The organism is Actinomadura sp. 9N407 (assembly GCF_044326315.1).
In the GTDB taxonomy this organism is placed as follows: Bacteria; Actinomycetota; Actinomycetes; order Streptosporangiales; family Streptosporangiaceae; genus Spirillospora.
Window position 1 is genome coordinate 1 of sequence record NZ_JBIRAW010000018.1, and the last position, 25,934, is coordinate 25,934.

Consider the following 25,934-nt stretch of genomic DNA (forward strand, 5'->3'; position numbering starts at 1 on the left):
ACGTCCGTGTCTGGATCAACGAGTGGAACGCCGACCCCAAGCCGTTCGTGTGGACAAAACACGCCGACGACATCCTCGAAACCCTCGCCACATACTGCCAACTAATTAACGACTCGGGACACTAGGGACACCGCATCTCTAGGGACACCGCATCTCTAGGGACACCGCATCTCTAGGGACACCGCATCTCTAGGGACACCGCGCCTCTAGGGACACCGCGCCTCTAGGGACACCGCATCTCTAGGGACACCGCGCCTCTAGGGACACCGCGCCTCTAGGGACACTGCATCTCTAGGGACACCGCGCCTCTAGGGACACTGCCTGGACGCCCGGGGGCCGGACTCAGATCTGGCCCTCGGGCTTCTTGGGGATCGTGGCCGCGATGGCCTGGCCCAGCTCGATCAATACGTCACCGGGTGGGCTGTACTTGGCAGGGACCGTGACCTCGACGTACGCCTGCCGCGCCACGGCGGTCCACGTCACCGGGCGGTCGGCCGGATGCCCGAACCAGTCGACGCCGTTCACCGTCATCAGCTGCGACGTCGGCTGCAGTGCCGAGGGACGCGGTACGCCGCAGCGCAGCGCGATCGCGGGCGAGCCCCAGGCGGCGGTGAGCGGCGATTCGGGGGAGGTGTCACGGCGGGACTCGCCGTGCACCTTCTCCGGCAGCCGCAGCCCTGAGCACAGCCGCTGGCTCGCCGCGTCCACCGTGGGCACGGGCACCTGCACCGCGCCCACGCCGCACCCGGCCAGCACCACGGCGGCCGGGACGAGGAACGCCAGGCGTGCGGCCCGGCTCCATGATGGGGTACGGCTGCGTGGCGCTGTATGGCTGCGCGGCGCTGTACGGTCCCGCGCCCGCAACCGCGGCCGTGCCGCGTCGGATCCGGCGTGGCTTCGGTACTTGTGGAACGCGAGCGAGTGGAACGCTGGCGAGTCGAACACGGGCCAACTGAACACGGGCGAGTCGAACGCGGGCCTGCTGAACACGGGCCGACTGAACACGGGCCGACTGAACACGGGCCGACTGAACAGAGGCCTGCTGAACACGGGCGAGCTCGGTGGCCTGATGCCGTCAGATGTGGACGATCGGGCAGGTGAGCGTGCGGGTGATCCCTTCGACCGCCTGGATCTGCGCGACGACGAGCTTGCCGAGCTCGTCGACATTGCGCGCCTCCGCTCGGACGATCACGTCGTAGGGACCCGTCACGTCCTCCGCCAGGGCGACACCGGGGATGCCGGCGATCTCGCCGGCGACCTCGGCCGCCTTGCCCACTTCTGTCTGGATGAGGATGTAGGCCTGCACCATCACGTCCTCCCCGGGCGGAGAAAATGCCGTCGGACGGTCACCGTATCGTGTTACGGGCCGCGGCGGGCGCCCGGGGCGGCCGGGAACGTTCCGGCCGGGACCGGAACGCTGAGGCCCGGCGGCGATGCCGGCGGAGATGTCGGAGATGCCGGAGATGGCGGCGGCGATGGGCGGCGGGGACGAGATCGGGGGCCGATGAGCACCATCGGGGAGCTGGGCGAGTTCGGGCTGATCACGAGGCTGACCGACCGGTTGCCGCAAGGGCCGGCGGTGGAGCTCGGCCCGGGTGACGACGCCGCGGTGGTGCGCGGGCCCGACGGCCGGACGGTGGCCACCACCGACCTGCTGGTGGAGGGCCGGCACTTCCGCCGCGACTGGTCCGGGCCGTACGAGATCGGCTGCAAGGCCGCCGCGCAGAACCTCGCCGACGTCATCGCGATGGGGGCCCGGCCCACCGCGCTGCTGGTCGGGCTGGCCGTCCCGGCCGCGACATCGGTGGAGTGGGCCGAGCAACTGTACGCGGGGCTGGCCGAGGAGTGCGCGCTGGCGGGCGCCTCGGTCGCCGGCGGCGATGTCGTGGCGGCACCGCAGATCACGCTGGCGGTCACCGCGCTCGGCGACCTCGGCGGGCTGCCGCCGCTGACCCGCTCGGGCGCCAGGCCCGGCGACCTGGTGGTGGTACGGGGCACGCTCGGCCTCGCCTCGGCCGGCCTGGAGTTGCTGAAGGCCGGCCGGCGGGGTCCTGCCGAGCTGATCGAGGCGCATCGCCGCCCGCGCCCTCCGTACACCGCCGGCGACGAGGCCCGCGCGATGGGCGCCACCGCCCTGCTGGACGTGAGTGACGGGCTGCTGCAGGACCTCGGCCACATCGCCAAGGCGAGCGGGGTGCGGATCGAGGTCGATTCGGCGTGGGTCCCCATCCCGCCCGTGCTCGGCGCGGGTGGGCTTCGCCACGTGCTCACCGGCGGGGAAGACCACGCTTTCGCCGCGACGGTCGGTCCGGACACCCTCCTGTCCGCCTCCTGGAGGCGGGTCGGGACGGTTGCGGAGGGTGCCGGAGTGCTGGTCGACGGGGGTTCGTACGGCGGCGGTGGCTGGGACCACTTCCGCGACTGAGACCTCGTGAGAGCATGTGGAGCGGGGTACGCCCCTTTGCTCGTCTGGTAGGCATGTTTGGGACGGGTTTGGTATACATCCTGTGATCGAAGAGGAATGGGATGGGACGACACACCAGGCTCGGACAACCCGAAGACGAGGTCCCGCCGGACGAGGCGGAACCTCCCTCCGGCCGCCCTCGGCCCAAGATGCTCTCGATGGTCCCGGTACCGCTGCTGCCGATCGTGGCGCTGGTGCTGGCCGTCGGCGTCGTCTCATACGCCATGAGCACTCAGCAGATCTCCCTCAACTTCGCGGGCGGCGCCCCGCAGCAGCCGCAGACCAGCGCCAAGGAGAACCAGGTCTCCCAGCGAGGCCCGGGTGACCGCGCCAGCCGGGACGCGCGGCGCGCGGACGGCCTGGTCGTCGGCTTCCGCATGGTGAAGCGCTCCTCCACCGGCTTCCGCTTCACCGCCACGGTCGCCAACCGGGGCCAGCGCGCGGTGCCCGAGTGGGCCCTCGCGTTCAAGATCCCCAACGCGTCGATCGTGTCGGTCAGCGGCGCCACCGTCGTCCGTACCGGCGAGGTCGGCTGGGTGCGCAGCCCGGCCGGTGCCCCCGCGCTCACCCCGGGCCAGTCGGTCAAGATCGTTTTCGCCGCCACGGGCGCCGCCGGCGGCCCCACCACCTGCAAGATGAACAGCCTGCCCTGCGCCCGCGTGTAGCGCTCACCAGTGGTGGCCATACAGCGGCCCAAACGGCGGATGGCCGAACAGCGGGCGGCCCTGCGGCGGCGGCCTTGCAGTGGGCGGCCATGAGGCGGGCGGCCTTACAGTGGGCGGCATGACGCAGAACCCCGTTCAGGCCCCGCCCCTCGTGCTCACCGTCGCCGGCTCCGACTCCGGCGGTGGTGCCGGCATCCAGGCCGACCTGAAGACGATGCTCGCGCTCGGCGTGCACGGGATGAGCGTCATCGCGGCGGTGACCGCGCAGAACTCCCTCGGCGTCCAGGGGTACTGGGAACTGCCGCCCGAGGCGGTACGGGCCCAGCTCGACTCGGTCCTGTCCGACATCGGCGTCCACGCGATCAAGACCGGGATGCTCGCGTCCACAGCCCTGGTGGAGACCGTCGCGGCCGTCCTGGCCGAGGCCACCGCGCCCGTCGTGGTCGACCCCGTGGGCGTCTCCAAGCACGGTGACGCGCTGCTCGCCACCGACGCCGTCGACGCGGTCCGTACGGTGCTGCTCCCGGTCGCGACCGTGGTCACCCCCAACCTGTGGGAGGTCGAGCAGCTCACCGGCGTGAAGGTGGTCGACGAGTCAGGGCTGCGCGAGGCCGCCGAGGCGGTCAAGGAGCTCGGCCCGGAATGGGTCCTGATCAAGGGCGGCCATCTGCCCGGCGAGCCGTCCGACCTGCTCTTCGACGGTGAGCACGAGTACCGCTTCACCGCGTCCCGCCATGACAACCGGCACACCCACGGCACCGGCTGCACGCTCGCGTCCGCGATCGCCTCGTACCTCGCCCTGGGCGAGACCGTGCCCGCGGCGGTGGAGCAGGCCAAGGAGTACGTCACCGGCGCCATCGCCGCCGGCTTCCCGCTCGGGTCGGGCATCGGCCCGGTCGACCACGGCTGGCGCCACCGCACCGCCTGAGCCGGGGGACGTCCGCCAGTTCAACGCCCGCCTTGTTCGACGACAGGGCCGGGGCGGCGAACACCTTCAGGCGGCGAACACCTTCGAGCAGTGAACACCTTCGAGCGGCGCAAGTTCGGCAACGAAAAAGCCGGCCCACCGGGATCCGGTGAGCCGACTGAAGATCGGGCGGATCAGACCGTCGGCTTGACGATCTTGCCGGCCTTGATGCAGGACGTGCAGGCGTTGACCCGCTTGGTGCTGCCGTTCACGACGGCGCGCACACGCTGGATGTTGGGGTTCCAGCGGCGCGGGGTGCGGCGGTGCGAGTGGGAGACGCGCATGCCGAAACCGGGTCCCTTGCCGCAGACGTCGCAAACGGAAGCCACGGGAAACTCCAAGTTGGTGTCGGTGCTTGAAAAGAATTTCGCACACAGTGTTTCTCACACAGAGCGCGACCCGCGGTGCCGTGCCGGACGATGCCGTGCCGGACACTGTGGGGGCGCTCAGGAAGCGCCCCGGACGAGGCGCACGAATCAGATTAGCTCACCGCCGGACCCCTAAGCGAATCGGCCCGGCCGCGCAACCCTTGATCGTGCCTGCTCGCGGCCCCAGGGGGTTGCCGGGGCCGGTTCCGGCGGATTCCCTTAGGAGCGGATTCCCTTGGGAACGGTCCGCACGATATGAGGTAACCCACGATGTGGGGTAACCGTGGTGGTGGTCGGCAGGTGACCGTGGCGGTCGGCGAAGGGGAGCTGAGGGTGGGCGAAGTCCTCGACGGGACGGCGGTACGGCAGTGGAGCAGGCTCGCGGCGGAGGCGCTCGGCCGGACCCGGGGGGAGATCGACGCGCTCAACGTGTTCCCCGTACCCGACGGGGACACCGGGACGAACCTGCACCTCACCGTGCTGGCTGCGGCGGACGCGGTGGCCGAGCTGCCGGACGGCGCCGGGATCGCCGAGGCCTGGCGGGCGCTGTCGCGCGGCGCGCTGCTGGGCGCGCGGGGCAACTCCGGGGTGATCCTCAGCCAGGTGTTCCGGGGACTGGCCGAGATCGTCGGGCGGCCGGAGACGGCCGGGGACGGCGCGGCGTTCGCCGAGGCGCTGGGGTACGCGTCGGTGCTGGCGCGTGGCGCGGTCGAGCATCCCGTCGACGGCACGATCCTCAGCGTCCTGGAGTCGGCGGCGGCGGCGACGCTGGAGATCCGGCGGCCGGGGCTGGCCGGGGTCGCGCGGGCGGCGGCGTCCGGGGCACGGCACGCGCTGCGCCGTACGACGGGGCAGTTGGACGTGCTGGCGCGCAGCGGCGTGGTGGACGCGGGCGGCGCGGGGCTGTGCGTGGTGCTGGACGCGCTGGCGGCCGTGATCACCGAGGAGTACCCGGAGCGGTACGAGGTGCCCGCCAGGACGGCCGGGACGGCCACCGTACGGGAGGCGCGCACGGAGCCCGCCGGGCCCGGTTACGAGGTCATGTACCTGCTGGACGCCCCGGACGAGTCGGTGTCCGGCCTCCGCGAGGACCTCGACGGCCTGGGTGACTCGCTCGTCGTGGTCGGCGGGGATGGGCTGTGGAACGTCCATGTGCATGTGGACGACGCCGGCGCGGCCATCGAGGCAGGACTGTCGGCGGGCCGCCCGTACCGGATCCGGGTGACGTACCTGCACACCGGCGACGAGGGGCAGCAGCAGGCACCCTGCGTCGGGCGGGCCGTTGTCGCGGTCACGGCCGCCGACGGCTTGGCCGCTCTGTTCGAGAGCACGGGTGCCCAAGTCGTACGGCGCGAGCCCGGCGCGATGCCGGCGCTGGCGGTGCTGGCCGAGGCGATCCTGGCCGCCGGCGACGAGGTGGCGGTGCTGCCGAACGAGCCCGAGGTGCTGGCGCTGGCCGAGGCCGCCGCCGAGCGAGCCCGTGAAAGCGGCGCTCGGATCGCCGTCGTACCGACGAAGGCCTCGGTGCAGGGACTGGCCGCGCTGGCCGTCCACGACCCGCTGCGCCGGTTCGGCGAGGACGTGATCGCCATGACGCGGGCCGCCGGGGCGACCCGGTTCGGGAACCTGGAGGTCGCCGAGGAGGAGGCGTTCACCAGCGTGGGGCTCTGCCAGCCCGGCGACGTCCTCGGCCTGATCGAGGGTGACGTGGCCATGATCGGCGACGGCCTCGACGAGGTGGCGCGCCAGGTCCTGGACCGGATGCTGTCGGGCGGTGGCGAGTTGGTGACGCTCATCGCGGGCACGTACGCGCCGGAGGGCCTGACCGACGGGCTCGAGGAACATCTGCGCGACCTCCATCCCGACGTGGAGGTCGGCGTCTACGCCGGTGGCCAGGTGCGCCACCCCCTGCTCATAGGCGTGGAGTAGATCGGCGTGGAGTAGACAGCGTGGAGTAAGCCGGTGTGGAGTAAGTCGGCGTGGAGTAGATCGGCGTGGAGTGGACGGCGTGGAGTAGATCGCTGTGGAGTGGACGGCGTGCCGGGCGACTCGGACGTGAGCGTCAGCGGGGCGCGGTAGAAAGGGCATCGTGGCGAAACTCGACGAGCCGTTGCACAAGGTCCTTGGGGACAAGACCGCCAAGGTGCTGGCCAAGGGGCTCGACCTGCACTCGGTCGGCGACCTGCTGCATCACTACCCGCGCCGGTACGCGCACCGCGGCGAGCTGACACCGCTGAACGAGCTGGCCGACGGCGAGCACGTCACGGTGATGGCCGAGGTGGTGAAGGTGCAGGGCCGCAGCCTCACCCGCAGTCCCGGCTACGTCCTGGAGATCACCGTCACCGACGGCACCGGCGAGCTCAAGCTGAGCTTCTTCGGCCGCCGTGGCTCGTACAAGCCGGAGCGGGAGCTGTCGCCGGGCACCCGGGGCCTGTTCGCGGGCAAGATCAGTACGTACCGGCCGCGGTCGGGACGCGACCAGCGGCAGCTGTCCCACCCGCAGTACAAGGTGATCGCCGCGCGGGCGGGCGAGCAGGCGGCCCAGGAGTGGGCGGACGAGATCATCCCGATTTACCCGTCCACCAAGGGCCTGGACATCGAGACGATCGGGATGTCGATCGGGATGGTCCTGGACAATCTCGACCTCGGTTCCGACCCGATGCCTGAGCTGACCCTGAAGCGGCATCACTACGTGGGTCTGAAGGCGGCGTACGAGGGCATCCACCGTCCCAAGGACTGGAAGGAGCTCGGCCGCGCCAAGAACCGCCTCAAGTGGGACGAGGCGTTCGTCCTGCAGATCGCGCTGGCGCAGCGCCGGATGGCCGCGAGCGCGCTGCCCGCCAAGGCCCGGCCCGCGATCGAGGGCGGGCTGCTCGACGCGTTCGATGCCCGCCTTCCGTTCGAGCTGACCGAGGGCCAGCAAGAGGTGGGCCGGGAGATCGCCGAAGACCTGTCCCTGGAGCACCCGATGCACCGCCTCCTCCAGGGCGACGTCGGTTCCGGGAAAACGGTGGTCGCGTTGCGGGCGATGTTGCAGGCGGTGGACGGGGGCGGGCAGGCGGCGCTGCTGGCACCGACCGAGGTGCTCGCACAGCAGCACTACCGCTCGATCAGCGCGATGCTCGGCGACCTGGGGCAGGCGGGGCAGATCGGCGGGGCCGAGACCGCGACGCGGGTGGCGCTGCTGACCGGATCGATGGGGGCCAAGGCGCGCAAGGCGACGCTGCTCGACATCGCTTCGGGCGCGGCCGGGATCGTGGTCGGCACGCACGCGCTGCTGGAGGAGCACGTGCAGTTCGCCGATCTCGGGCTGGTCGTGGTGGACGAGCAGCACCGGTTCGGGGTCGAGCAGCGCGACGCGCTCCGCGAGAAGGTGGCGGGCGGGCGGCCGCACGTCCTGGTCATGACGGCCACGCCCATTCCCCGTACGGTCGCGATGACGGTGTTCGGCGACCTGGAGACCTCGGTGCTGGGGCAGTTGCCGGCCGGCCGCGCGCAGATCCAGACGCATGTGGTGCCGCCGGAGAAGCCGGCCTTCCTCGCCCGTACCTGGGAACGGATCAGGGAAGAGGCGTCGGGCGGCCGGCAGGTCTACATCGTCTGCCCGCGGATCGGCGAGAAGGAGGGGGACGAGGGCGACGCCCGTCCCGTCCCGCCGCCGGACGAGGATAGCGCTGAGGGCACCGAACGGCGGTCTCCGCTCGGCATCATGGAGATCCTGCCGCGCCTCGAGGAGCTGCTGTCGGGGGTACGGATCGGTGTCCTGCACGGCAAGCTGCACCCGGACGAGAAGGACGCGGTGATGCGCCGCTTCAACGCCGGGGAGCTGGACGTGCTGCTGGCCACGACGGTGATCGAGGTCGGGGTGGACGTCCCCAACGCGACCCTGATGATCATCATGGACGCGGACCGGTTCGGGGTGTCCCAGCTGCACCAGCTGCGCGGCCGGGTCGGCCGCGGCACGCTGCCGGGCCTGTGCCTGCTGGTCACCGACGCCGAGGCGGGCGGCAAGGCACGGGAGCGGCTGGACGCGGTGGCCTCGACGACCGACGGCTTCCGGCTGTCGCGGCTCGACCTGGAGCAGCGCCGGGAGGGCGACGTGCTCGGCGCCGCGCAGGCCGGACGTGCCTCCAGCCTGCGCCTGCTCACGCTGCAGAAGGACGAGGACGTGATCCTCAAGGCCCGGGACGAGGCCACGCTGCTGGTCGAGGCCGATCCGGACCTGGCCGAGCATCCCGCCCTGGCGGCGGAGCTGGCCGCGCTGCTGGACGAGGACCGTACCGACTACCTCGAGAAAGCCTGACCGTACGGAACGCCCGACCGTACGGAACGTCTGGCTGCACGGAACGCCGCCCCGTAGGGAACGTCTGGCTGCACGGAACGCCGCCGTCACCTCATGGTGATCATCTATCGTCGGTCACGGAGAACGTTCGATCGGTCACGGACGTCTAACGAGATCGAGGAGGATGGGCCATCCGGCTCGCCCGGGGGTAAAGGTTCCGTGGCGGGTCCGTACCTGACGGAGGAGTTCGATGACGGCCGTTCGCCCCCTGCTGCCCGGCGACCCCGCGCGGCTCGGCCCCTACGAGGTGCGCGGACGCCTGGGGGAGGGCGGCCAGAGCGTCGTCTTCCTGGGCCGCCGCGAGGACGGGCCCGAGGTGGCGATCAAGCTGCTGCGCGCCCAGCTCAGCCAGAACCCCGAATGGCGGGCCCGGTTCCAGCGCGAGCTCGAGCTGATCGGCCGGGTGGCCGGGTTCTGTACCGCGCAGGTCCTGGACTCCGACGTCGCCGGCGAGCTTCCGTACGTGGTCAGCGAGTACGTCCCGGGTCCCTCGCTCACCGAGGCGGTCACCGGCGCCGGGCCGCGGATCGGCACCGAGCTCGACCGGCTGGCGATCGGTACGGTCACCGCGCTGGCGGCGATCCACCGCGCCGGGATCCTGCACCGCGACTTCAAGCCGGCGAACGTGCTGATGGGTCCGGACGGCCCGCGCGTGATCGACTTCGGGATCGCGCGGGTGCTGGGAAGCGCGGCGGCCAAGGGCAGCGGGGTGGTGGGCACCCCCTCGTACATGGCTCCCGAGCAGGTCACCGACACCGAGCTCGGTACGCCCGTGGACATGTTCGCGTGGGCCGCGACGATCCTGTTCGCGGCGACCGGGCGGCATCCGTTCGGCAATGACACCATCTCGGCGGTCTTCCACCGGATCCTCAACTACCAGCCCGACCTGTCGCCGCTGCCCGACTCGCTGCGCCCGACCGTCACCGCGTGCCTGGACAAGGACCCCGCCCGCCGGCCGGAGGCACAGCAGGTGCTGCTCGACCTGCTCGGCCGGGAGGAGACGGTTCCGGACGGTACGGAGGGGGCCCTGACGACCGGCGCGTCGTTCGCGGGTATGGCCGTCCCGCCGACGGCCCCGCAGCCGGTCCCCGCCCCGCCCACCTCGTCACAACCGGGCCCGTCACAGCCGGCCTCGTCACAGCCCACTCCGGCGGGTCTGCCCGTACCGGCGCATCCGTCCACGCACCCGCCCGGGGCCACACTTCCGCCGCCCAAGCGCCGCCGCTACTGGCGGATCGCCGCGATCGTGGCGCCCGTGCTTCTGCTGGTCGGCGGCGGTACGGCGTGGGCCCTGATGGGGGACGGCGAACCGCCGCCGCCGCAGCCCCAGCCCGCCGCCGACACCGTGAGCCCGCCCGCCGAGGCGGTGGCGGTCCTGGGCGTCGCGTCGGAGTCGGTCAAGGCCGTCCTCAGCTACGACTACCGCCGGATCGACCAGGACGTGGCCACCGCGCACGCCCGTTCGACGCAGCGCTACCGGGCCGAGTACGACCGGCAGCTGACCGCCGAGAACTGGCGCGTCCGGCTGCGCGAGAACCAGAGCACGATCGCCACCGAGGTCGCGGAGACGGCCGTCGTGGCGTCCGCGCCGGGGACGGTGACCGTGCTGTCCCACGTCAAGCGGACGATCGGCTCCGCGAACGCCGAGCCGCAGCTGCGCCAGGAGCCGATGCGGGCGACGCTGGTCCGGCAGGGCGGCTCCTGGCTGCTGGACACCCTCTACGTCCTCAACGCCGTCTCCGTACCGGCCGCGACCCCGGCGGCCGGCGGCTGGCCGGGCGCCAAGGCGCGTGCCGTGACCGACGCGGTACGCGGCGCCAAGGAGGTGGCCGCGGGGACGCTGGTGGAGGCCGCGCTGCGCGCCGGTGGCTCGGCGCAGCAGATGAACGCGCTGGTCACCGTGGGCGAATGTACGAAGGGTGCCTGCAAGGCCGGCGACAAGGTCGCCGTCTACCGGATGGTCGTCCAGCAGCAGTCGGACGGCGCGTGGAAGGTGGGCAGGACCGAGCGCCTCTGAAGCGGAGCGCGGGAAGCACGGAGCGCGGGAAGCACGGAGCGCGGGAAGCACGGAGCGCGGGAAGCACGGAGCGCGGGAAGCTCAGAGCGCGGGAAGCTCAGAGCGCGGGAAGCTCAGAGCGCGGGAAGCGCAGGAGCGCGGGAAGCACACGGGAACGGGGCGCCCCTTTGAGGGAGCGCCCCGTTTCCGGTGGGTCGTTTCTGGTGGGCCGTTCCAGTGGGCCGTTCCAATGGGGGTTGTTTCCAGTAGGGGCTGTTTCCCGAGAGCGCTGCGTCAGCTCTCTTCGGGCGTGCGCCGACGGGTCGCCGCGACGGCGACTCCACCCACCACCATGGCGGTCAGTCCGAGGGCCGCGAGTGAGACGCTGTCGGCTCCCGTGAACGGCAGGTCGCCCTGCGGCGCCATCGAGGCCGCCGTCACGTCCGGGCCCGTGCCGGCCGCGGGGAGGTCGGGCAGCAGGGGCGAGGACGGCGGCAGATCGGGCAGGCCGGGCGAGGGGCTCGGCGATCCCGGCGGCGTCGGCCCCGGCGGGGACGGCGGCGTCGGGGCGGGCGGGCTCGGCGGCGTGGGAGCGTCCGCGCAGCCCGCGCCCGAGCACACGTTCAGCGAGCCGGAGGCGCTGACGCCCGCGGTGGTCGCCGACACGGCGCCACGCGTGGTGACGCCCAGCCCGGCGTCGCCGAGGCGGGTACCGAGCTTGAGACCGCCGTCGGCCTCCGGATCACCGATGGAGATGTCCTCCGCCGAGAGCCGGCCGTCGGCCTCCAGCTTGAGCCCGGCCGGGCCGAGCAGGGTGTTGAGCCCGGCGTCGACGACCAGGCTGCCCGCGACCGTCTTCTTCTTCAGGTCGAGCTCGGGTGAGAGGCCGATGCGCAGATGGCCGGGCTTCTGGTTTTTCTGCGCCCCGGCCTTGGCGGCCTTTGTACGGGCCTTGCCCTTAGTGCCGTTCGATTCGGTACTGGAGGCGGGATCAGAGGCAGGTTTCGTCGAGGTCGCCTTTTTGACGACCTTCGGTTTGGTGGGGGTACGTGAGGTCGAAGGAGCCTTTCTGGTCGGGGTCTGTTTCGTCCCGGCCGGGGCCTGGGTGCCGCCTCCCGTGAGGGAGCCGGTCAGGCCGTTGATCGTGTCGGTCAGGGAGGAGGTGAGGTCGGCCAGCGAAGGGCCGGTCCTGGGAGCTCCGGAGTCGGCGTGGCCCACGCCGCTCATCGCCACCAGGCCCAGCACCGTCGCGCCCGCCGTCACCGCCAGTCTTCCGCCGTGCTGCACGAGGTACTCCTGGGGGGTTTCGTGATTGCGACAACCTGCGTTCACACTGGCACGCCCGGTAGCGGTTGTGAACAGTGATCGACGATTTTGGACACAGATCCACAAGGCCCCCGGGCGACATTCGTGTATCCCCTGCCCGAGCACCGGGATGATCTTCCGAAACGGCGAGGCGGCGACCATCGCGGTCGGCGCGGGCCCGATAATCGACGGATGAGCAGGGTCGAAGGATGAGCAGGGACAACGGATGAGCAGGGACAACGGATGAGCAGGGACAACGGATGAGCAGGATCAACGGATGAGCAGGATCAACGGATGAGCAGGATCAACGGATGAGCAGGGTCATCGCGGGAATCGCAGGTGGGCGGCGGCTGGCCGTTCCGCCAGGCCGGGACACCCGCCCGACCAGCGACCGGGCGCGGGAGGGGTTGTTCTCCACGGTGCAGGCGCTGCTCGGCCCGCTGGACGGGCTGCGGGTCGCCGATCTGTACGCGGGGTCGGGGGCGGTCGGGCTGGAGGCGCTCTCGCGCGGGGCCGCGCACGCGCTGCTGGTCGAGTCGCACCCCCGCGCGCTCAAGATCGTCCGGCAGAACGCCGCGACCCTCGGCCTGCCCGGCGCCGTGCCGCGCGGCGACAAGGTGGAACGCCTCGTACGGCAGGACCCCGGCGAGCCGTACGACCTGGTCTTCGCCGACCCCCCGTACGCGCTGGACGACGCCGCTGTGACCGGGGTCCTGGAGTCCCTGCGCGACCACGGCTGGACCGCGCCCGACGCGCTGGTGGTGGTCGAGCGCGCCTCGCGCGGGCCGGCGCTGCGCTGGCCGGAGGGCTACGAGGCCGAACGCGACCGGCGCTACGGCGAGGCCGTGTTCTGGTACGGCCGCGCCCTGCCTTCCTGAAACCGCCGCCTTCCGGAAACCGCTGCCTTCCTGAAAGCCGGGCCTCCTTGAAACCCCCGCCTCCGTGAAAGCCGGGCCTCCCTGAAACCCTTGCATTCCTGAAACCCGGTGCCAAGTCCGTCTGGACCGATTTGGTACGGTCGCGCCGCAGGGCCCCACCTGCACGGGCAGGGCCCCACCTGCACGGAGAGTTCAGACGCAAGGATGGAGCCATCTCGTGCGACGTGTCGTTTGTCCCGGCTCGTTCGATCCCGTCACCAACGGCCACCTCGACATCATCAGCCGGGCCTCCCGCCTCTTCGACGAGGTCGTCGTCGCCGTGCTGATCAACAAGACCAAGCAGGGGCTCTTCAGCATCGAGGAGCGGATCGAGATGCTGGAGGAGGTCACCAAGGAGTACGGCAACGTCAAGATCGACAAGTGGCACGGGCTGCTGGTCGACTTCTGCCGGCAGAACGACATCCCGATGATCGTCAAGGGCCTGCGGGCGGTCAGCGACTACGAGTACGAGCTGCAGATGGCCCAGATGAACCACCGGATGGCCGGGGTCGAGACGATGTTCATGTCGACCAATCCCGAGTACTCCTACCTGTCCTCCAGCCTGATGAAGGAAGTCGTGAAGTACGGAGGCGACGTGACCGGCCTCATCCCGGACCTCGTGCACGGACGGCTCACCGAGCGCTTCAAGGAACTCTGACCCGACTTCTGGCCCCAGGCTGGTCCGGCCTGGCCCGGGTTCTGAACCGGGCTTTGAGTGAGCTCTGACCCCTTCGCGGGCGGTGCGAGTTGGGGCCGCGCCCTCGCGTTGGGTACGCTGGGACACCGGCCTGGACCGACGGCCGCGATTCCCCATGCCTCACGAAAGCAGGATTCCTCTGTCTGGCCTCGACCCCAATGCCCCGCTCGTGCTCGACACCCGAGCCCTCAGCCGGCAGCCCGGGTCGTCGCGCGAAGAGTCGTCCAGCGTTCCGGCACCGGAGAATCTCGGCGGCGAGATGGTGGGCGTACCCGAAGGCGCGAGCGTCGAGCTGGATCTGCGGCTCGAGTCCGTGCTGGAGGGTGTGCTGGTGACGGGCACGGCGCGGGTCCCCCTGGAGGGGGAGTGCTCGCGCTGCCTGGACCCGATCGCCTCGACCTTCGAGGCGGACTTCCAGGAGCTCTTCGTCTATCCTGACACCCGCTCCGGCGGGAACGCGGACGACGACGAGCTCCGTCTCGAGGACGATCTGATCGACCTCGAGCCGGTGCTCAGGGACGCGGTGGTGCTCGCGCTGCCGCTGTCCCCGCTCTGCCGGGACGACTGTCCCGGCCTGTGCCCGGAATGCGGCGTCCGCCTGGCGGACGCCGAGCCCGACCACGGCCATGCCGTGGCCGACCCCCGGTGGGCGGCACTGCAGGACCTGGCCGGTGACACCGCCGTTCACAACGGCGGCGCGTCGCAGGCCTCCCCCGACGGGGGAGATGAGGGGGACTCCCCTCATCGGGCATTCGACCAACGAGATGGAAAGCAGGAGGGCTGACGTGGCCGTCCCGAAGCGGAAGAAGTCGCGCAGCAACACGCGGCACCGGCGCTCGCAGTGGAAGGCCACCGCGCCGACCCTGGTCGAGTGCCCCACGTGCCGCGACAAGAAGCTGCCGCACACCGCGTGCGCGACATGCGGTACGTACGACCGGCGGCAGGTCACCACTCCGTCGGCTTGATCCCAGGCATTCCGGGGGGCGGTACCGCGTAGCCGCGGCCGCCCCTCGATGTGCTCTGGTCTCCTGACCACGGGGGACTCCTGACCACGGGGCTCCTGACCACAGGGGCACCTGACCACCCCGGCGGGTGACGCCGGCGTGGTGAACGGCGGAGGGGCTCGCGCCCGAGGCCGTGGTGCGTGCCGGGGATGATGATCGACCGGCCCGCACCTCGTCTTCGTGGACCCTTCCCTGCGCCGTGCGTCCGCGCCGTTGCGGGACCGTCCGGCCATCCGGCCGCGGCCCGAGGTCACGCGCCGCCTGCGGCACCGCCGGTGGCGGTGCCAGGCCTCCAAGGAGGGCCTGTGAGCGGCAAGAAGAGCGAATCCGGCCCCGACCGCGCGGAACTGTCCGCCGCGCTCGGCGTCGAGGTCACCCACGATCTGCTCGAACGTGCGCTGACGCACCGTTCGTACGCGTACGAGAACGGCGGCCTGCCCACCAACGAGCGCCTGGAGTTCCTGGGCGACTCGGTGCTGGGCCTGGTCGTCACCGACACCCTGTACCGCGGCCATCCCGACCTGCCCGAGGGACAGCTGGCCAAGCTGCGCGCCGCGGTCGTCAACATGCGCGCCCTGGCGGGCGTGGCCCGCGCGATGCGGGTGGGCGACCACATCCGGCTCGGCCGCGGCGAGGAGGGCACCGGCGGGCGCGACAAGGCCTCGATCCTCGCCGACACCCTGGAGGCGCTGATCGGCGCGGTCTACCTCGACCGCGGCCTGGACGAGGCCTCCGCGCTGGTGCACCGGCTCTTCGACGGCCTGATCGCCCGGTCCGCCGGGCTCGGCGCCGGGCTGGACTGGAAGACCTCGCTGCAGGAGCTCACCGCGGTCGAGGAGCTCGGCGTCCCCGAGTACCACGTCGCCGAGAGCGGCCCCGACCACCAGAAGACGTTCCGCGCGGCGGTACGGGTCGGCGGGACCACCTACGGGTCCGGCGAGGGCCGCAGCAAGAAGGAGGCCGAGCAGCACGCCGCCGAGGCCGCCTGGACCAGCATCCGCGAGCTGGTCGTCCAGCGGGAGGACGAGGCGGACGCCGGCTCCGGTGACGCCGCCCGGCACGGCCGGCGGTCCTGACCCGTGCCCGAGCTGCCCGAGGTCGAGGTCGTACGGCGCGGCCTCGACCGCTGGGTGACCGGCCGTACGGTCGCGTCCGCCGAGGTGCTGCATCCGCGCGCGGTGCGGCGGCACGCCGAGGGGCCCGGCGACTTCGCCGGGCGCCTGGCCGGACGCGTCATGGCCGCGCCGCAGCGGCGCGGCAAGTACATGTGGATCCCGCTCGACTCGGGCGAGGCCCTGCTGGCCCACCTGGGGATGAGCGGGCAGCTGCTGGTGGGGGAGCCTGCCAGGGAACGGGAGAAGCACCTTCGCGTGCGCGTCTCGTTCACCGACTTCGCCGAGGGTGGCGTGGACCTGCGGTTCGTCGACCAGCGCACGTTCGGGCACCTGCTGGTGGCGGAGATGACCGCCGCGCCGGGGATGCCCGTACCCGCGCCGATCGCCCACATCGCGGCCGACCCGCTGGAAGACGCCTTCGACGACGAGGCGTTCTTCGCCTCGCTCCGCCGCCGCCGTACGGGCGTCAAGCGCGCGCTGCTCGACCAGTCCCTCATCAGCGGCGTGGGCAACATCTACGCGGACGAGGCCCTCTGGCGCGCCAAGCTGCACTGGGCGCGCCCCACAGAGACGCTGACGCGTGCGGAGGCGACACGTGTCCTCGCGGGTGTCCGGGACGTGATGGAGGCCGCTCTGGCCGTTGGAGGGACGTCCTTCGACAGCCTCTACGTGAACGTCGACGGCGAGAGCGGCTACTTCGACCGTTCGCTGGACGCCTACGGGCGCCGGGACGAGCCGTGCGGCCGCTGCGGGACGCCCATCCGGCGCGACGTCTTCATGAACCGGTCGTCCTTCAGCTGCCCCACCTGCCAGCCCAAACCCCGCCGGGCGCGATACTGATCATGATGAACGGCACGGGGATGGATGCCATGGGGAAGGACGCCACGGGGAAGGACGCCACGGGGAAGGACGACGGCCTGGGCGACGGCGGCGACGGCGCGGGTGCCGGCGGCGGCGAGAAGGTCGTACGGCTGACCGCGTGGGCGCGAGGGCGCGTGCAGGGTGTGGGATTCCGCTGGTGGGTCCGGTCGCGCGCGCTGGAGCTCGGGCTGACGGGCAGTGCGACCAACCTGAACGACGGCCGTGTCGAGATCGTCGCCGAGGGCCCGCGCGCTTCCTGCGAGCGGCTGCTGGAGCTGCTGCGCGAGGGTGCGACCCCCGGCCGGCTCGCGGGCGTCGCCGAGCGCTGGAGCGAGCCCCGCGGGGAGGGCCCCGGTTTCCTGGAACGGTAGCCGGGTAGGGGATTCCGGTTGGTACCTGCTAAACTGGGGACGACAGGTTGTTACCGGCCTGTGATGTGTGTCTTGACCAGGAGACCGGCCGGTGCGACTCTAGACGATACGCGCACTTCCTGATTCGAATCTTGTGCGCGATCCCTGCTGGTTACTCAGCGTGGAGGACCCTTAGTCATGGCGAAGGCTCTACTCGGCCACGTCGGCGGTCCCGACCCCCGGATGGTCGCGGAGATGCGGCGCCTTCAGCAGCGCGTACGTGATCTGGAAGCCGAGCTTGTCCGGCTTCAGGCGGAGAACGACGAGCTCGCGACGGCGACCGACGACGACGTAATGTTGCTCGGAGTGAAGGACCGCGAACCGGCGCTGACCTGATCGGCGCCTTTATTTCGGGGAAACACACTAGGGACGCCGACCAAGGCGTCCCTTATGTTTTGCCCGCTCATGTGATCGGCCGGCGGCACCCTGCGTGATCGGGCCGCGTCGATCTTCGGCCTACCCGTTTCCAGGATCCCGTGTTTCCAGGACCCGACGCGGGCATCCGCTTTTTCCGGGTTGTACCGGCATGCCCACTCTGCCCACAGTCCACTCTGCGCGCAGCCCGCTCTGCCTGCAGCCCGCTCTGCCCACAGGCCACACTGCCCATAGCCCGCAGCCCACGCTGCCTGTTTCGGCCACCCGGCGGACTTGCGGGTCCCCCGTCGGCGGCGTATCGCGCGGCGCCGGGCGGGTGCCGGTATCGTTTCGACGCGTTCCCGGGTGGTGCCGGGTAGCCGTGGACGGTGTGGCCGTGCCCGGGGGAGGCGCTCCCCCGAGGGATCCCCGGAGGAGGACAGCGAGCGCGTGTATCTGAAGAGCCTGACGCTCCGCGGCTTCAAGTCCTTCGCGTCCTCCACCACCCTGAAGTTCGAGCCGGGCATCACCTGTGTCGTGGGCCCCAACGGGTCGGGCAAGTCCAACGTCGTCGACGCGCTCGCCTGGGTGATGGGGGAGCAGGGCGCCAAGTCGCTGCGCGGCGGCAAGATGGAGGACGTCATCTTCGCCGGCACCGCGAGCCGGCCGCCGCTGGGCCGGGCCGAGGTCGTGCTGACCATCGACAACGCCGACGGCGCCCTGCCGATCGACTACACCGAGGTGACGATCAGCCGGCTGATGTTCCGGTCCGGGCAGAGCGAGTATGCGATCAACGGCGACTCGGCCCGGCTGCTGGACATCCAGGAACTGCTGTCGGACTCGGGCATCGGCCGCGAGATGCACGTGATCATCGGCCAGGGCCAGCTCGACCGGGTGCTGCACTCGGGCGCCGAGGGCAGGCGGGCGGTGATCGAGGAGGCGGCCGGCGTCCTCAAGCACCGCAAGCGCAAGGAGAAGGCGCTGCGCAAGCTGGACGCGATGCAGGCCAACCTCACCCGCGTCCAGGACCTCACCGGCGAGCTGCGCCGCCAGCTCAAGCCGCTGGGCCGGCAGGCCGAGCTCGCGCGGCGGGCGGCGGTGATCCAGGCCGACCTGCGGGACGCGCGGCTGCGGCTGCTGGCCGACGACCTGCTCACCCTGCGGACCAGGCTCGACCAGGAGGCCGCCGACGAGGCCGCCGTACGCGAGCGCCGCACCGAGACCGAGCGCGCCCTCGCCGAGGCACAGGAGCGCGAGGCAGTCCTGGAGGCGGAGGAGGCCGAGCAGGCGCCGCGGCTGGCGCAGGTCCAGGACACCTGGTTCAAGCTCTCGGCGCTGAAGGAGCGGCTGCGCGGCGTCGCCGACCTGGCCGCCGAGCGGCACCGCAACGCGGCCGAGGCGCGCGACGACGACCGGCGCGGCCGCGATCCCGAGGACATGGAGCGCGAGGCCGCCGGGATCCGCGAGCAGGAGGAGATGCTGCGCGCCGCGCTGGAGGAGGCCCAGTACGGGCTGGCCACGGCGGTCGAGGAACGTTCCGCCGCCGAGGACGCCCTGGCCGGCGAGGAGCGCCGGCTGCAGGCCGCCGCCCGCGCCGCCGCCGATCGCCGCGAGGAGCTGGCCCGGCTGCGCGGCCGGGTCGAGGCGCTCCGCAGCAAGGTCCAGGCCGGAGGGTCGGAGATCGGCCGGCTCGGCGAGGCACGGACCGAGGCCGAGCAGCGGGTGCACGCGGCGCGCGCCGAGTACGAGGCGTTCGAGGCCGAGGTCGTCGAGGACCCGGAGCTGGTGGCCGAGCACGAGCTGGCCCAGGAGACCCTGGCCACCGCCAAGGAGGCCGTCGAGGCGGCCCGTACCGCCGTGGACGGCCCCAAGCAGCGGCTCAAGGACGCGCGGGCGGCGGTGGGCGCGGCGCGTTCGGCCGACCAGGCCGCGCAGAAGCGGGTCGCCGCGCTCCAGGCCCGTATCGAGGCGCTCAACCTGACCCTGGGCAGCGCTGCCGAGGGCGGGGAGGCGCTGCTGGCGGCGGGCGGCGACGGCGACCTGGACGGCGTGCTCGGTACGGTCGCCTCGCTGCTGACCGTACGGCCCGGGTACGAGACGGCGGTCGCGGCGGCGCTCGCCAGTGCCACCGAGGCCATCGCGGTCGGTTCGCTGGACGCCGCCGAGGCGGCCTTGGAACTGCTGCACACGCGGGACGCGGGCCGGGCGGGCATGCTGATCGGTTCCACCGGCACCGGCACCGGCACCGGCACCTCCACCGGCACAGGCACCGGGCCGGGCCGGGGCGACCGGCTCGCCGGGGTCGATTACGCCATCGACGCGGTCACCGTTCCCGATTCGCTGCGTCCGGCCATGACGCACCTTCTGCACGATGTGGCGGTCGTGGACGATGTGGCCGCGGCGGCCGCGCTCGTACGGCGGGAGCCGAGCCTCCGGGCCGTCACTCGCGAGGGCGACCTCGTCGGAGCGCACTGGGCCCAGGGCGGTGCGTCCGGTGGCGCGCAGGGCCTGCTGCAGATGCGCGCCACCCTCGACCAGGCCACCGAAGACCTCGCCACCGCCGAGGCCGAGGCCGAACGGAACGCGGAGGCGCTGACCGAGGCCACGGAGGCCGAGCAGGCCGGGCAGACCGCTCTCGACGCCGCCCAGGCCGCCGTCAACCAGGCGCAGGGCGGCGTCAACCAGGCGCAGTCCGACCTCGACCGGGTCCGGGCGAGGCTGCGCGAGCACGACGCGCACGCCGCCAAGGAGGCCCAGCGCGCCGCCCGCCTCGAAGCCGACGTCCGGGCCGCGCGCGGCGAGGTGGAGCGGCTCACCAAGGCCCTCGACGCCGCGAACGAGTCGCTGGAACGCGACGCGCTGGCCGCCGAGGAGCTGGCCGAACGGCTCGCCGAGTCGGAGGAGGCCGCCGAGGTGGCCGACGACGCCGGGCACGCCACCGAGGCCCGCGACGAGCTGAGCACCCGCTGCCAGGAGCTGCGCTCGGCCGAGATGGAGTCGCGGCTGACCGTCCGTACCGCCGAGGAGCGCGTCCAGGCCATCTCGGGCCGCGCCGACGCGCTGGAGCGCGGCGCGCAACGCGAGCGCGAGGAACGCGCCCGCGCCGCCCACCGCCGCGCCCGCCGCGAGCAGCAGGCCAGGGTCGCGGAAGCCGTGCACAAGGGCGCGCGCACGGCGCTGCGTTTTATCGAGGCGTCGCTGTCGACGGCGGTCGCCCAGCGCGAGGAGGCCGAGCGCGCCCGCGCCGCCCGCGAGGCCGAGCTGAAGGTCGTCCGATCCCAGGTACGGGAGCTGTCCGGCACCCTGGAGCGGCTGGTCAACGTGGTGCACGGCAGCGAGGTCGCCCGTGCCGAGCAGCGGCTGCGCCTGGAGCAGTACGAGGAGCGCGCCCTGGAGGAGTTCGGGCTCGAGGTCGAGGCGCTGGTGTCGGAGTACGGCCCCGAGCAGCTCATCCCGCCCGGCCCCGAAGCGGCCGAGGACGCCCAGCCCGCCCCGTATCAGCGCGCGGAGCAGGAGAAGCGCGCCAAGGCCGCCGAGCGCCAGCTCAACCAGCTCGGCAAGGTCAACCCGCTGGCCCTGGAGGAGTTCGCCGCGCTGGAGGAACGGCACGCGTTCCTCACCTCGCAGCTGGAGGACCTGAAGAAGACCCGCCGCGACCTGCTGACCGTCGTCAAGGAGGTCGACGACCGGGTCCAGCAGGTGTTCGCCGCCGCGTACGAGGACACCGCCCGCGAGTTCGAGCGGATCTTCGCCCGGCTGTTCCCCGGCGGCGAGGGCAGCCTGTCGCTCACCGAGCCCGACGACCTGCTCGTCACCGGCGTCGAGGTCGCCGCCCGCCCGCCGGGCAAGAAGGTCAAGCGGCTGTCGCTGCTGTCGGGCGGCGAGCGCTCGCTGGTCGCGATCGCGTTCCTGGTCGCGGTCTTCAAGGCCCGGCCCTCGCCGTTCTACGTCCTGGACGAGGTCGAGGCGGCCCTGGACGACACCAACACCCAGCGGCTGCTGCGCGTCTTCGAGGAACTGCGCGAGTCGTCCCAGCTCATCATCATCACCCACCAGAAGCGGACGATGGAGGGCGCCGACGCCCTCTACGGCGTCAGCATGCGCGGCGACGGCGTCACCCAAGTCGTCAGCCAACGCCTCGAACGCGAGCCCGTCTAGCGGGGTGTCAGTCGTCGACGATGCCGTCGCGGCGGGCCTCGCGGTAGAGGTCGACCCGGGTGGAGGCTTCGCGTCCCGCCTTGGCGTACTTCTCGCGGGCGCGCCCGAGGTACTGCTTCACGGTGTGCTCGCTGATGCCCAGCTGCCGCGCCACCCCCGCGCGTGTGAGGCCGCCCAGCCACAGCCGCATCGTGCGCAGTTCCTGCTCGGAGAAGCGCGGCCGGTGCTGTCCGGTGGCCGCGAGCATCGCGCCCGCCTGCGAGGGCGTCGTGTACGTCTCGCCGCCCGCGACCGTGAGCACGGCCTCGATCAGGTGCCGCCGCCCCTCGCCGGTCTCTTTGGTGATGTACGCGAGCGCGCCCGCCTGCTCGGCCCGCTGGACGATCTCGGGCTCGGCGTGCTGGGAGAACACCACGACCCGGCGGCCCGCGGCGGCCATCTCGGCGATCCGGTCGAACACCAGCTCGCCGGCGATGCGCAGATCGACGACCAGCACGTCGGCGGTCGCGGCGGGTCCCTCGGCCGGCCCGTCCAGATCGGTGGCGGTGTAGACGATCTCGACCCGCCGGCCCTCGCCCGCCTGGTCCTCGGCGATCCACGTCCGTACCCCGGACAGCACGACGTCCTGGTCGTCGATGACCGCGATCCGTACGGGCCGCGCGTCGCCGGTCGCGTCGCTTTCCGTCAGGGGCAGGGGCGTGGACTCGCTTGCGGTCATAGGCTCGCTCGTGGTCATGGGCTCGCTCGTCGTCATGGGCTTGACTGTGGTCATGGGCTCGTCCATCGGGCCTCCACCCAGAGCAGGTCGCCGTCCCGGTCGGCGGTCACGGTGACGCCGTCCGGCCCGGCGCGTCCGGTGTACGCTCCCGCGGCCTCTTCGCCAGCCAGTACCGAGGCGCCGGCCAGCACCGAGACGCTGGCCAGCACCGAGACGCCGGCCAATTCCGAGACGCCGGCCAGTTCAGAGGCGCCGGCCAGCACCGAGACGCTGACCTGGCCGGGCCCGGTCGAGACCACGGTGACGCGGGCGCGGGTCCGGGTGGCCGCCAGCACGGCGAGCGGGACGCCGGCCAGCGCGGCCCCGGCCTCCTCCGGCATCACCGGGATCCCGCCCACCCGGGCCACCTCGACGACCGCGCCGCGCCGTACCGCGTCGTCGATGCCCGGCTGCAGCGCCCGCAGCAGCGGATGCGGGACGTCCTCGCGCTCGGCCAGCAGCCGCCGCAGCATGGCCTCCGCCGAGGCGCACCGGTGCCGGACGGCCGGATCGGCGGGATCGACGGTCCCGTCGGCCAGGCCGCGCAGGATCGGCGCGACCAGCGTCCTGGCCTCCTGGTAGCGGGCCTGCCGGGCCGCGGCGACCTCGGCGATCACCGCCTCCCGGCTCGCGATCTCGCACTGCTCGGCCGCCGCCCCCGCGGCCATGCCGCCGTTGAACCGGAACACCCGGGCCGCGGTCATCATGGCCAGCTGGATGCTGGCCGAGGCGTACAGCAGTGTCACCAGGCCCGCCGCCCGATGCCGGTCGATCATGCTGGTGGCGACCAGCGCGAGCAGTACGATCCCCGCGTTCACCAGCAGCAGCGCCACCAGTTCGCGCATCGGCCGGTGCAATAGGAGCAGCACCCCGATCAGGCCGGCCGTGGTCCAGGTCCAATTGATCATCAGCTGCTCGTCGCCGGGGCAGTTGACCGCCATCGCCGCCCCGGTGCCGATGACGGCCGCGATCAGCGCCCAGGTGGTGGCCGTGCTGGTGATCCCGCGCAGCAGCAGGACCGAGCCGACCGCGATGATCAGCAGCTGGACGGCCCAGACCGCCAACGCCGCCGCGGCCGAGTGGTAGCGATCGAGGAAGACCAGCAGCGCCGGGCCCGCCGCGGCCACCTGCCAGCCGGTGACCGTGATGACCGTCGCCAGGTCGAACGCCCGGGTGAAGCGCGCGGCGAACAGGTCCGCCTCCGTCGCCTCAGCCACCGGGCCACCGCAGCACGACCCGCGTCCCCTCGCGTGGCCGGGACGCCACCGTCGCGGTACCGCCGGCCGCCGCCATCCGCTGCGTGATCGAACGGGCGATGCCGTGCCGCCCCGCCGGGACGTCGCCGGGATCGAAGCCGCGTCCCCGGTCGGCGATCTCGACGGTCACCGTCCCGCCGCCCGCCCCGGCCCGATGCGAGGCCCGGAGCGTGGCCCGGCCGGTGCCGGCATGGCGCGCCACGTTCCGCAGGGCCTCACCCGCTGCCCCGGTGATCGCCTCCGCCACCGGCTCCGGCACCATGATCGCCGCACGTACCCCCGACCGGGCCGGCCAGGACACCGCGATCTGCGCGGCCGTCTCCGTGACCAGCGTCAGCAGCCGTCCGGTGAGATCCACTTCGGGACCGTCCGGTGCCGGGGCGGCGAACGCCTCCATGACCTCCAGCGCCCGCCGCGCGCCCGGCCCGAGCCCCGGCGACCCGGGCCGCATGGCGCCCGAAGCCACCATCGTCAGCGTGGCGAGTACCGAGTCGTGCACCTGCGCCCGGTGATGGCGCTCGTCGGCCCGGCGGGCCGCCTCCACCCGCGCCCGGCGCCGCTCCCGGTCCCGTTCGGCCACGATCGCGTCGGCCCGGCGGCCGCCCCGGCGCAGCAACTCCATGATCGCGCTGACCGCCACCGTCTGCACGATCAGTACCCGGACCTGGCTGGTCACGACCGGGGCACCGATGACGTACGCGGTGATCACGGTCACCACCGGGAGCAGCGCGGCGAGCGGCCGCAGCGCGAGCAGCGCCACGTACACGGCGGTGCTGGCCAGCATGATCGCCCAGGTGGTCTCGTCGACGGCGGCCGCTGCCGGGATGAAGCGGGGCTGCGCCAGCAGGACCAGGGAGACCACCGCCGCGTCGCCCGCCACCAGCGGGAACGACAGCCCGCGCCGGAGCGCCGTCACGGTGAAGAACGCGGCCCAGACCGCCAGCGCGCCCAGCACCGACGCCTGCCAGCCACGCGAGACCCCCTCGTCCCCGGCGATCGCGGCGGCGATGGCCGCCGCCGCGACGCCCCCGCAGCGCAGCGCCACCGTGAAGCGCTGGACCGTACGGGCGAGAGCGTGATCGGAGGGACCCTGCCTATTGCGCGGAGGATTGCGCGGAGGAGCGGCGCCGCGTGCCTGAGCGGTGCTGTGTATACGAGCAGTGCTGTGTACGTGAGCGGTGCTGTGTTCATTGCGTGCGCGAGCGGCGTTCCTCGCCTGGCGGCTCGTCGCTTGTCGCGCTCGCGGCGAGCGCCGGCATCGCTTCGCGATCAGCAAGATCTCGCCTCCGGCATCGATCTTGGCTGGCCTTCGGAGGCGCTCGCAACGCCTGGGGCCGACACCGTCATGTACCGGCCGTATCCGGCCATCGCCTCCCTCCGACGGCCCTGCAGGCGGGCCCGCGTTTCCCCGGTCATGACCCCCGGACGGCGGTCATGACAGGCCTGACCCGGCACCGCAGACTGGAGGGCCACTCACCGATCATGGCTGCGGGAGCCGCACGGCTCCCCGGGGGGATCCGGCCTGCTGGAAACGGAGGCTCGATGTCCGAGACGGAGCGGTACCGGGTCATGGTGGTGGCGGCCGCTCCGATCCTGCGGACGGGACTCGCCCGTCTCCTGGCGGAGTGCCCCGATCTTGAGGTGGTCGCGAAGATCGGCGACGCCCGCCGCGCGCTGGAACCGGCCTGGACGCTCATGCCCGACGTGGTCCTGCTGGACGCCGAGCCCCCAGGTCTCGCGGGCGTCGCCGAGCTCAGCCGGATCAGCCGGGTGATCGTGCTGGCGCCCCGCGTCGATCCGGGCCTGGTCCTGGCGGCGATCCGGGACGGCGCCGTCGGCTATTTGCTGCATGGCACGCTCACCGCGGACGAACTGGCCACCGCCATCCGGGACACCCTGCGCCACAACGCTCACCCGCTGGCCCCTGCCGCCACCGCCGCCCTGGTCGCCGCAGCCCGCGCGTCCCGTCCCGAAGCCGGAACGGCGCAACCCCAGCAGGCACAGCTTCAGCAAGTACAGCCCCAGCAAGCACAGTTCCAGCAGGCGCGGGCCCGCGAACGGTTCGGGCTTTCGGGGCGCGAGACCGATGTCATGGACCTCATCGCCCAGGGCTGCACCAATTCCGATATCGCGGCCGAGCTCGTTCTCGCCGAGAAGAGCGTCAAGAACTACATCAACCGCATCTACGCGAAACTCGGTGCCCGCAATCGCGCCACGGCCATCATCACCTGGCTGGGCGCGCGCCCCGTACCGCCGGACTCCCGGGCGCGTGTCGGCGGCCGTTGAGGCTCCATCGCC

Annotated in this window: 23 protein-coding genes and 2 pseudogenes; 18 read left to right on the forward strand and 7 right to left on the reverse strand. The window is 72.3% G+C overall.

Annotated features, from left to right (window positions below; all coding sequences use genetic code 11):
• Window positions 1-125 (forward strand): annotated as a pseudogene (locus ACH34Q_RS26190) (IS630 family transposase); the annotation flags it as partial.
• 217 nt (window positions 126-342) lie between these two features.
• Here ACH34Q_RS26190 and ACH34Q_RS26195 read toward each other — a convergent pair.
• Window positions 343-945: a DUF3515 domain-containing protein gene (locus ACH34Q_RS26195; RefSeq protein ID WP_395985711.1), complete on the reverse strand. Its 603-nt coding sequence runs from the start codon at window positions 943-945 to the stop codon at window positions 343-345.
• Between ACH34Q_RS26195 and ACH34Q_RS26200 the strand changes: the two are divergent.
• A pseudogene (locus tag ACH34Q_RS26200) lies at window positions 905-1,000 on the forward strand (hypothetical protein); the annotation flags it as partial. The gene ACH34Q_RS26195 and the pseudogene ACH34Q_RS26200 overlap by 41 nt on opposite strands.
• Window positions 1,001-1,075: 75 nt before the next feature.
• On the opposite strand, the gene ACH34Q_RS26205 reads toward ACH34Q_RS26200, so the two are convergent.
• A complete protein-coding gene (locus ACH34Q_RS26205) occupies window positions 1,076-1,309 on the reverse strand; it encodes an Lrp/AsnC family transcriptional regulator (RefSeq protein ID WP_395985877.1) in 234 nt (77 codons plus the stop codon).
• Between the two features lie 195 nt (window positions 1,310-1,504).
• Between ACH34Q_RS26205 and ACH34Q_RS26210 the strand changes: the two genes are divergently transcribed.
• From ACH34Q_RS26210 to thiD, 3 genes are all read left to right on the forward strand, one after another.
• Window positions 1,505-2,425: a thiamine-phosphate kinase gene (locus ACH34Q_RS26210; RefSeq protein WP_395985878.1), complete on the forward strand. Its 921-nt coding sequence runs from the start codon at window positions 1,505-1,507 to the stop codon at window positions 2,423-2,425.
• A 101-nt stretch (window positions 2,426-2,526) separates the two neighbouring features.
• Entirely contained in the window at window positions 2,527-3,129 is a 603-nt protein-coding gene (locus tag ACH34Q_RS26215) for a cellulose binding domain-containing protein (protein ID WP_395985712.1), read from the forward strand.
• 118 nt (window positions 3,130-3,247) lie between these two features.
• Window positions 3,248-4,057 (forward strand): bifunctional hydroxymethylpyrimidine kinase/phosphomethylpyrimidine kinase, encoded by an 810-nt coding sequence (gene thiD / locus ACH34Q_RS26220; protein ID WP_395985713.1) that lies wholly within the window; start codon window positions 3,248-3,250, stop codon window positions 4,055-4,057.
• A 173-nt stretch (window positions 4,058-4,230) separates the two neighbouring features.
• Here thiD and rpmB read toward each other — a convergent pair whose 3' ends face one another.
• Entirely contained in the window at window positions 4,231-4,425 is a 195-nt protein-coding gene (gene rpmB, locus ACH34Q_RS26225) for a 50S ribosomal protein L28 (RefSeq protein WP_395985714.1), read from the reverse strand.
• A 339-nt stretch (window positions 4,426-4,764) separates the two neighbouring features.
• Here rpmB and ACH34Q_RS26230 point away from each other — a divergent pair, with 339 nt between their 5' ends.
• The 3 genes from ACH34Q_RS26230 to ACH34Q_RS26240 all read left to right on the forward strand — a co-directional run bounded on the left by ACH34Q_RS26230 (window position 4,765) and on the right by ACH34Q_RS26240 (window position 10,823).
• Entirely contained in the window at window positions 4,765-6,393 is a 1,629-nt protein-coding gene (locus tag ACH34Q_RS26230; protein WP_395985715.1) for a DAK2 domain-containing protein, read from the forward strand.
• Between the two features lie 160 nt (window positions 6,394-6,553).
• Complete coding sequence (gene recG / locus ACH34Q_RS26235) at window positions 6,554-8,767, forward strand: ATP-dependent DNA helicase RecG (RefSeq protein WP_395985716.1); 2,214 nt, start codon at window positions 6,554-6,556, stop codon at window positions 8,765-8,767.
• A 229-nt stretch (window positions 8,768-8,996) separates the two neighbouring features.
• Window positions 8,997-10,823 carry a protein kinase gene (locus tag ACH34Q_RS26240; protein WP_395985717.1) on the forward strand — a complete coding sequence of 609 codons (1,827 nt, stop codon included), beginning with the start codon at window positions 8,997-8,999 and terminating at the stop codon, window positions 10,821-10,823.
• Window positions 10,824-11,096: 273 nt separating this feature from the next.
• Here ACH34Q_RS26240 and ACH34Q_RS26245 read toward each other — a convergent pair whose 3' ends face one another.
• Window positions 11,097-12,089 (reverse strand): hypothetical protein, encoded by a 993-nt coding sequence (locus ACH34Q_RS26245; protein ID WP_395985718.1) that lies wholly within the window; start codon window positions 12,087-12,089, stop codon window positions 11,097-11,099.
• Window positions 12,090-12,418: 329 nt separating this feature from the next.
• Between ACH34Q_RS26245 and rsmD the strand changes: the two genes are divergently transcribed.
• The 9 genes from rsmD to smc all read left to right on the forward strand — a co-directional run bounded on the left by rsmD (window position 12,419) and on the right by smc (window position 21,623).
• The gene (gene rsmD / locus ACH34Q_RS26250; protein WP_395985719.1) at window positions 12,419-12,985 is read left to right on the forward strand and encodes a 16S rRNA (guanine(966)-N(2))-methyltransferase RsmD; all 567 of its coding nucleotides are present in this window, start codon (window positions 12,419-12,421) and stop codon (window positions 12,983-12,985) included.
• Between the two features lie 217 nt (window positions 12,986-13,202).
• On the forward strand, window positions 13,203-13,682 hold the full coding sequence (gene coaD / locus ACH34Q_RS26255) for a pantetheine-phosphate adenylyltransferase (RefSeq protein WP_395985720.1): 480 nt from the start codon (window positions 13,203-13,205) through the stop codon (window positions 13,680-13,682).
• A gap of 208 nt (window positions 13,683-13,890) precedes the next feature.
• Window positions 13,891-14,505 carry a YceD family protein gene (locus ACH34Q_RS26260; RefSeq protein WP_395985721.1) on the forward strand — a complete coding sequence of 205 codons (615 nt, stop codon included), beginning with the start codon at window positions 13,891-13,893 and terminating at the stop codon, window positions 14,503-14,505.
• 1 nt (window position 14,506) lies between these two features.
• Window positions 14,507-14,686, forward strand: coding sequence for a 50S ribosomal protein L32 (gene rpmF, locus ACH34Q_RS26265; RefSeq protein ID WP_395985722.1), 180 nt, complete (start codon window positions 14,507-14,509; stop codon window positions 14,684-14,686).
• 344 nt (window positions 14,687-15,030) lie between these two features.
• A complete protein-coding gene (gene rnc / locus ACH34Q_RS26270) occupies window positions 15,031-15,801 on the forward strand; it encodes a ribonuclease III (RefSeq protein ID WP_395985723.1) in 771 nt (256 codons plus the stop codon).
• A gap of 3 nt (window positions 15,802-15,804) precedes the next feature.
• Window positions 15,805-16,680 (forward strand): bifunctional DNA-formamidopyrimidine glycosylase/DNA-(apurinic or apyrimidinic site) lyase, encoded by an 876-nt coding sequence (mutM, locus tag ACH34Q_RS26275; RefSeq protein WP_395985724.1) that lies wholly within the window; start codon window positions 15,805-15,807, stop codon window positions 16,678-16,680.
• 77 nt (window positions 16,681-16,757) lie between these two features.
• Window positions 16,758-17,072 carry an acylphosphatase gene (locus tag ACH34Q_RS26280; protein ID WP_395985879.1) on the forward strand — a complete coding sequence of 105 codons (315 nt, stop codon included), beginning with the start codon at window positions 16,758-16,760 and terminating at the stop codon, window positions 17,070-17,072.
• A gap of 177 nt (window positions 17,073-17,249) precedes the next feature.
• Window positions 17,250-17,447 carry a hypothetical protein gene (locus ACH34Q_RS26285; protein ID WP_395985725.1) on the forward strand — a complete coding sequence of 66 codons (198 nt, stop codon included), beginning with the start codon at window positions 17,250-17,252 and terminating at the stop codon, window positions 17,445-17,447.
• Window positions 17,448-17,915: 468 nt separating this feature from the next.
• A complete protein-coding gene (gene smc, locus ACH34Q_RS26290) occupies window positions 17,916-21,623 on the forward strand; it encodes a chromosome segregation protein SMC (protein WP_395985726.1) in 3,708 nt (1,235 codons plus the stop codon).
• 7 nt (window positions 21,624-21,630) lie between these two features.
• Here the strand turns inward: smc and ACH34Q_RS26295 are convergent, their stop codons facing one another.
• The 3 genes from ACH34Q_RS26295 to ACH34Q_RS26305 are packed head-to-tail and all read right to left on the reverse strand — an operon-like array spanning window position 21,631 to window position 24,681.
• Entirely contained in the window at window positions 21,631-22,377 is a 747-nt protein-coding gene (locus ACH34Q_RS26295) for a DNA-binding response regulator (protein WP_395985727.1), read from the reverse strand.
• 14 nt (window positions 22,378-22,391) lie between these two features.
• Complete coding sequence (locus ACH34Q_RS26300; RefSeq protein WP_395985728.1) at window positions 22,392-23,597, reverse strand: hypothetical protein; 1,206 nt, start codon at window positions 23,595-23,597, stop codon at window positions 22,392-22,394.
• Window positions 23,590-24,681: a sensor histidine kinase gene (locus tag ACH34Q_RS26305; RefSeq protein WP_395985729.1), complete on the reverse strand. Its 1,092-nt coding sequence runs from the start codon at window positions 24,679-24,681 to the stop codon at window positions 23,590-23,592. Before ACH34Q_RS26305 ends, ACH34Q_RS26300 begins: the two co-directional genes overlap by 8 nt.
• A gap of 497 nt (window positions 24,682-25,178) precedes the next feature.
• On the opposite strand from ACH34Q_RS26305, the gene ACH34Q_RS26310 reads away from it, so the two are divergent.
• A complete protein-coding gene (locus ACH34Q_RS26310; protein WP_395985730.1) occupies window positions 25,179-25,922 on the forward strand; it encodes a LuxR C-terminal-related transcriptional regulator in 744 nt (247 codons plus the stop codon).
• Window positions 25,923-25,934 lie beyond the last annotated feature (12 nt).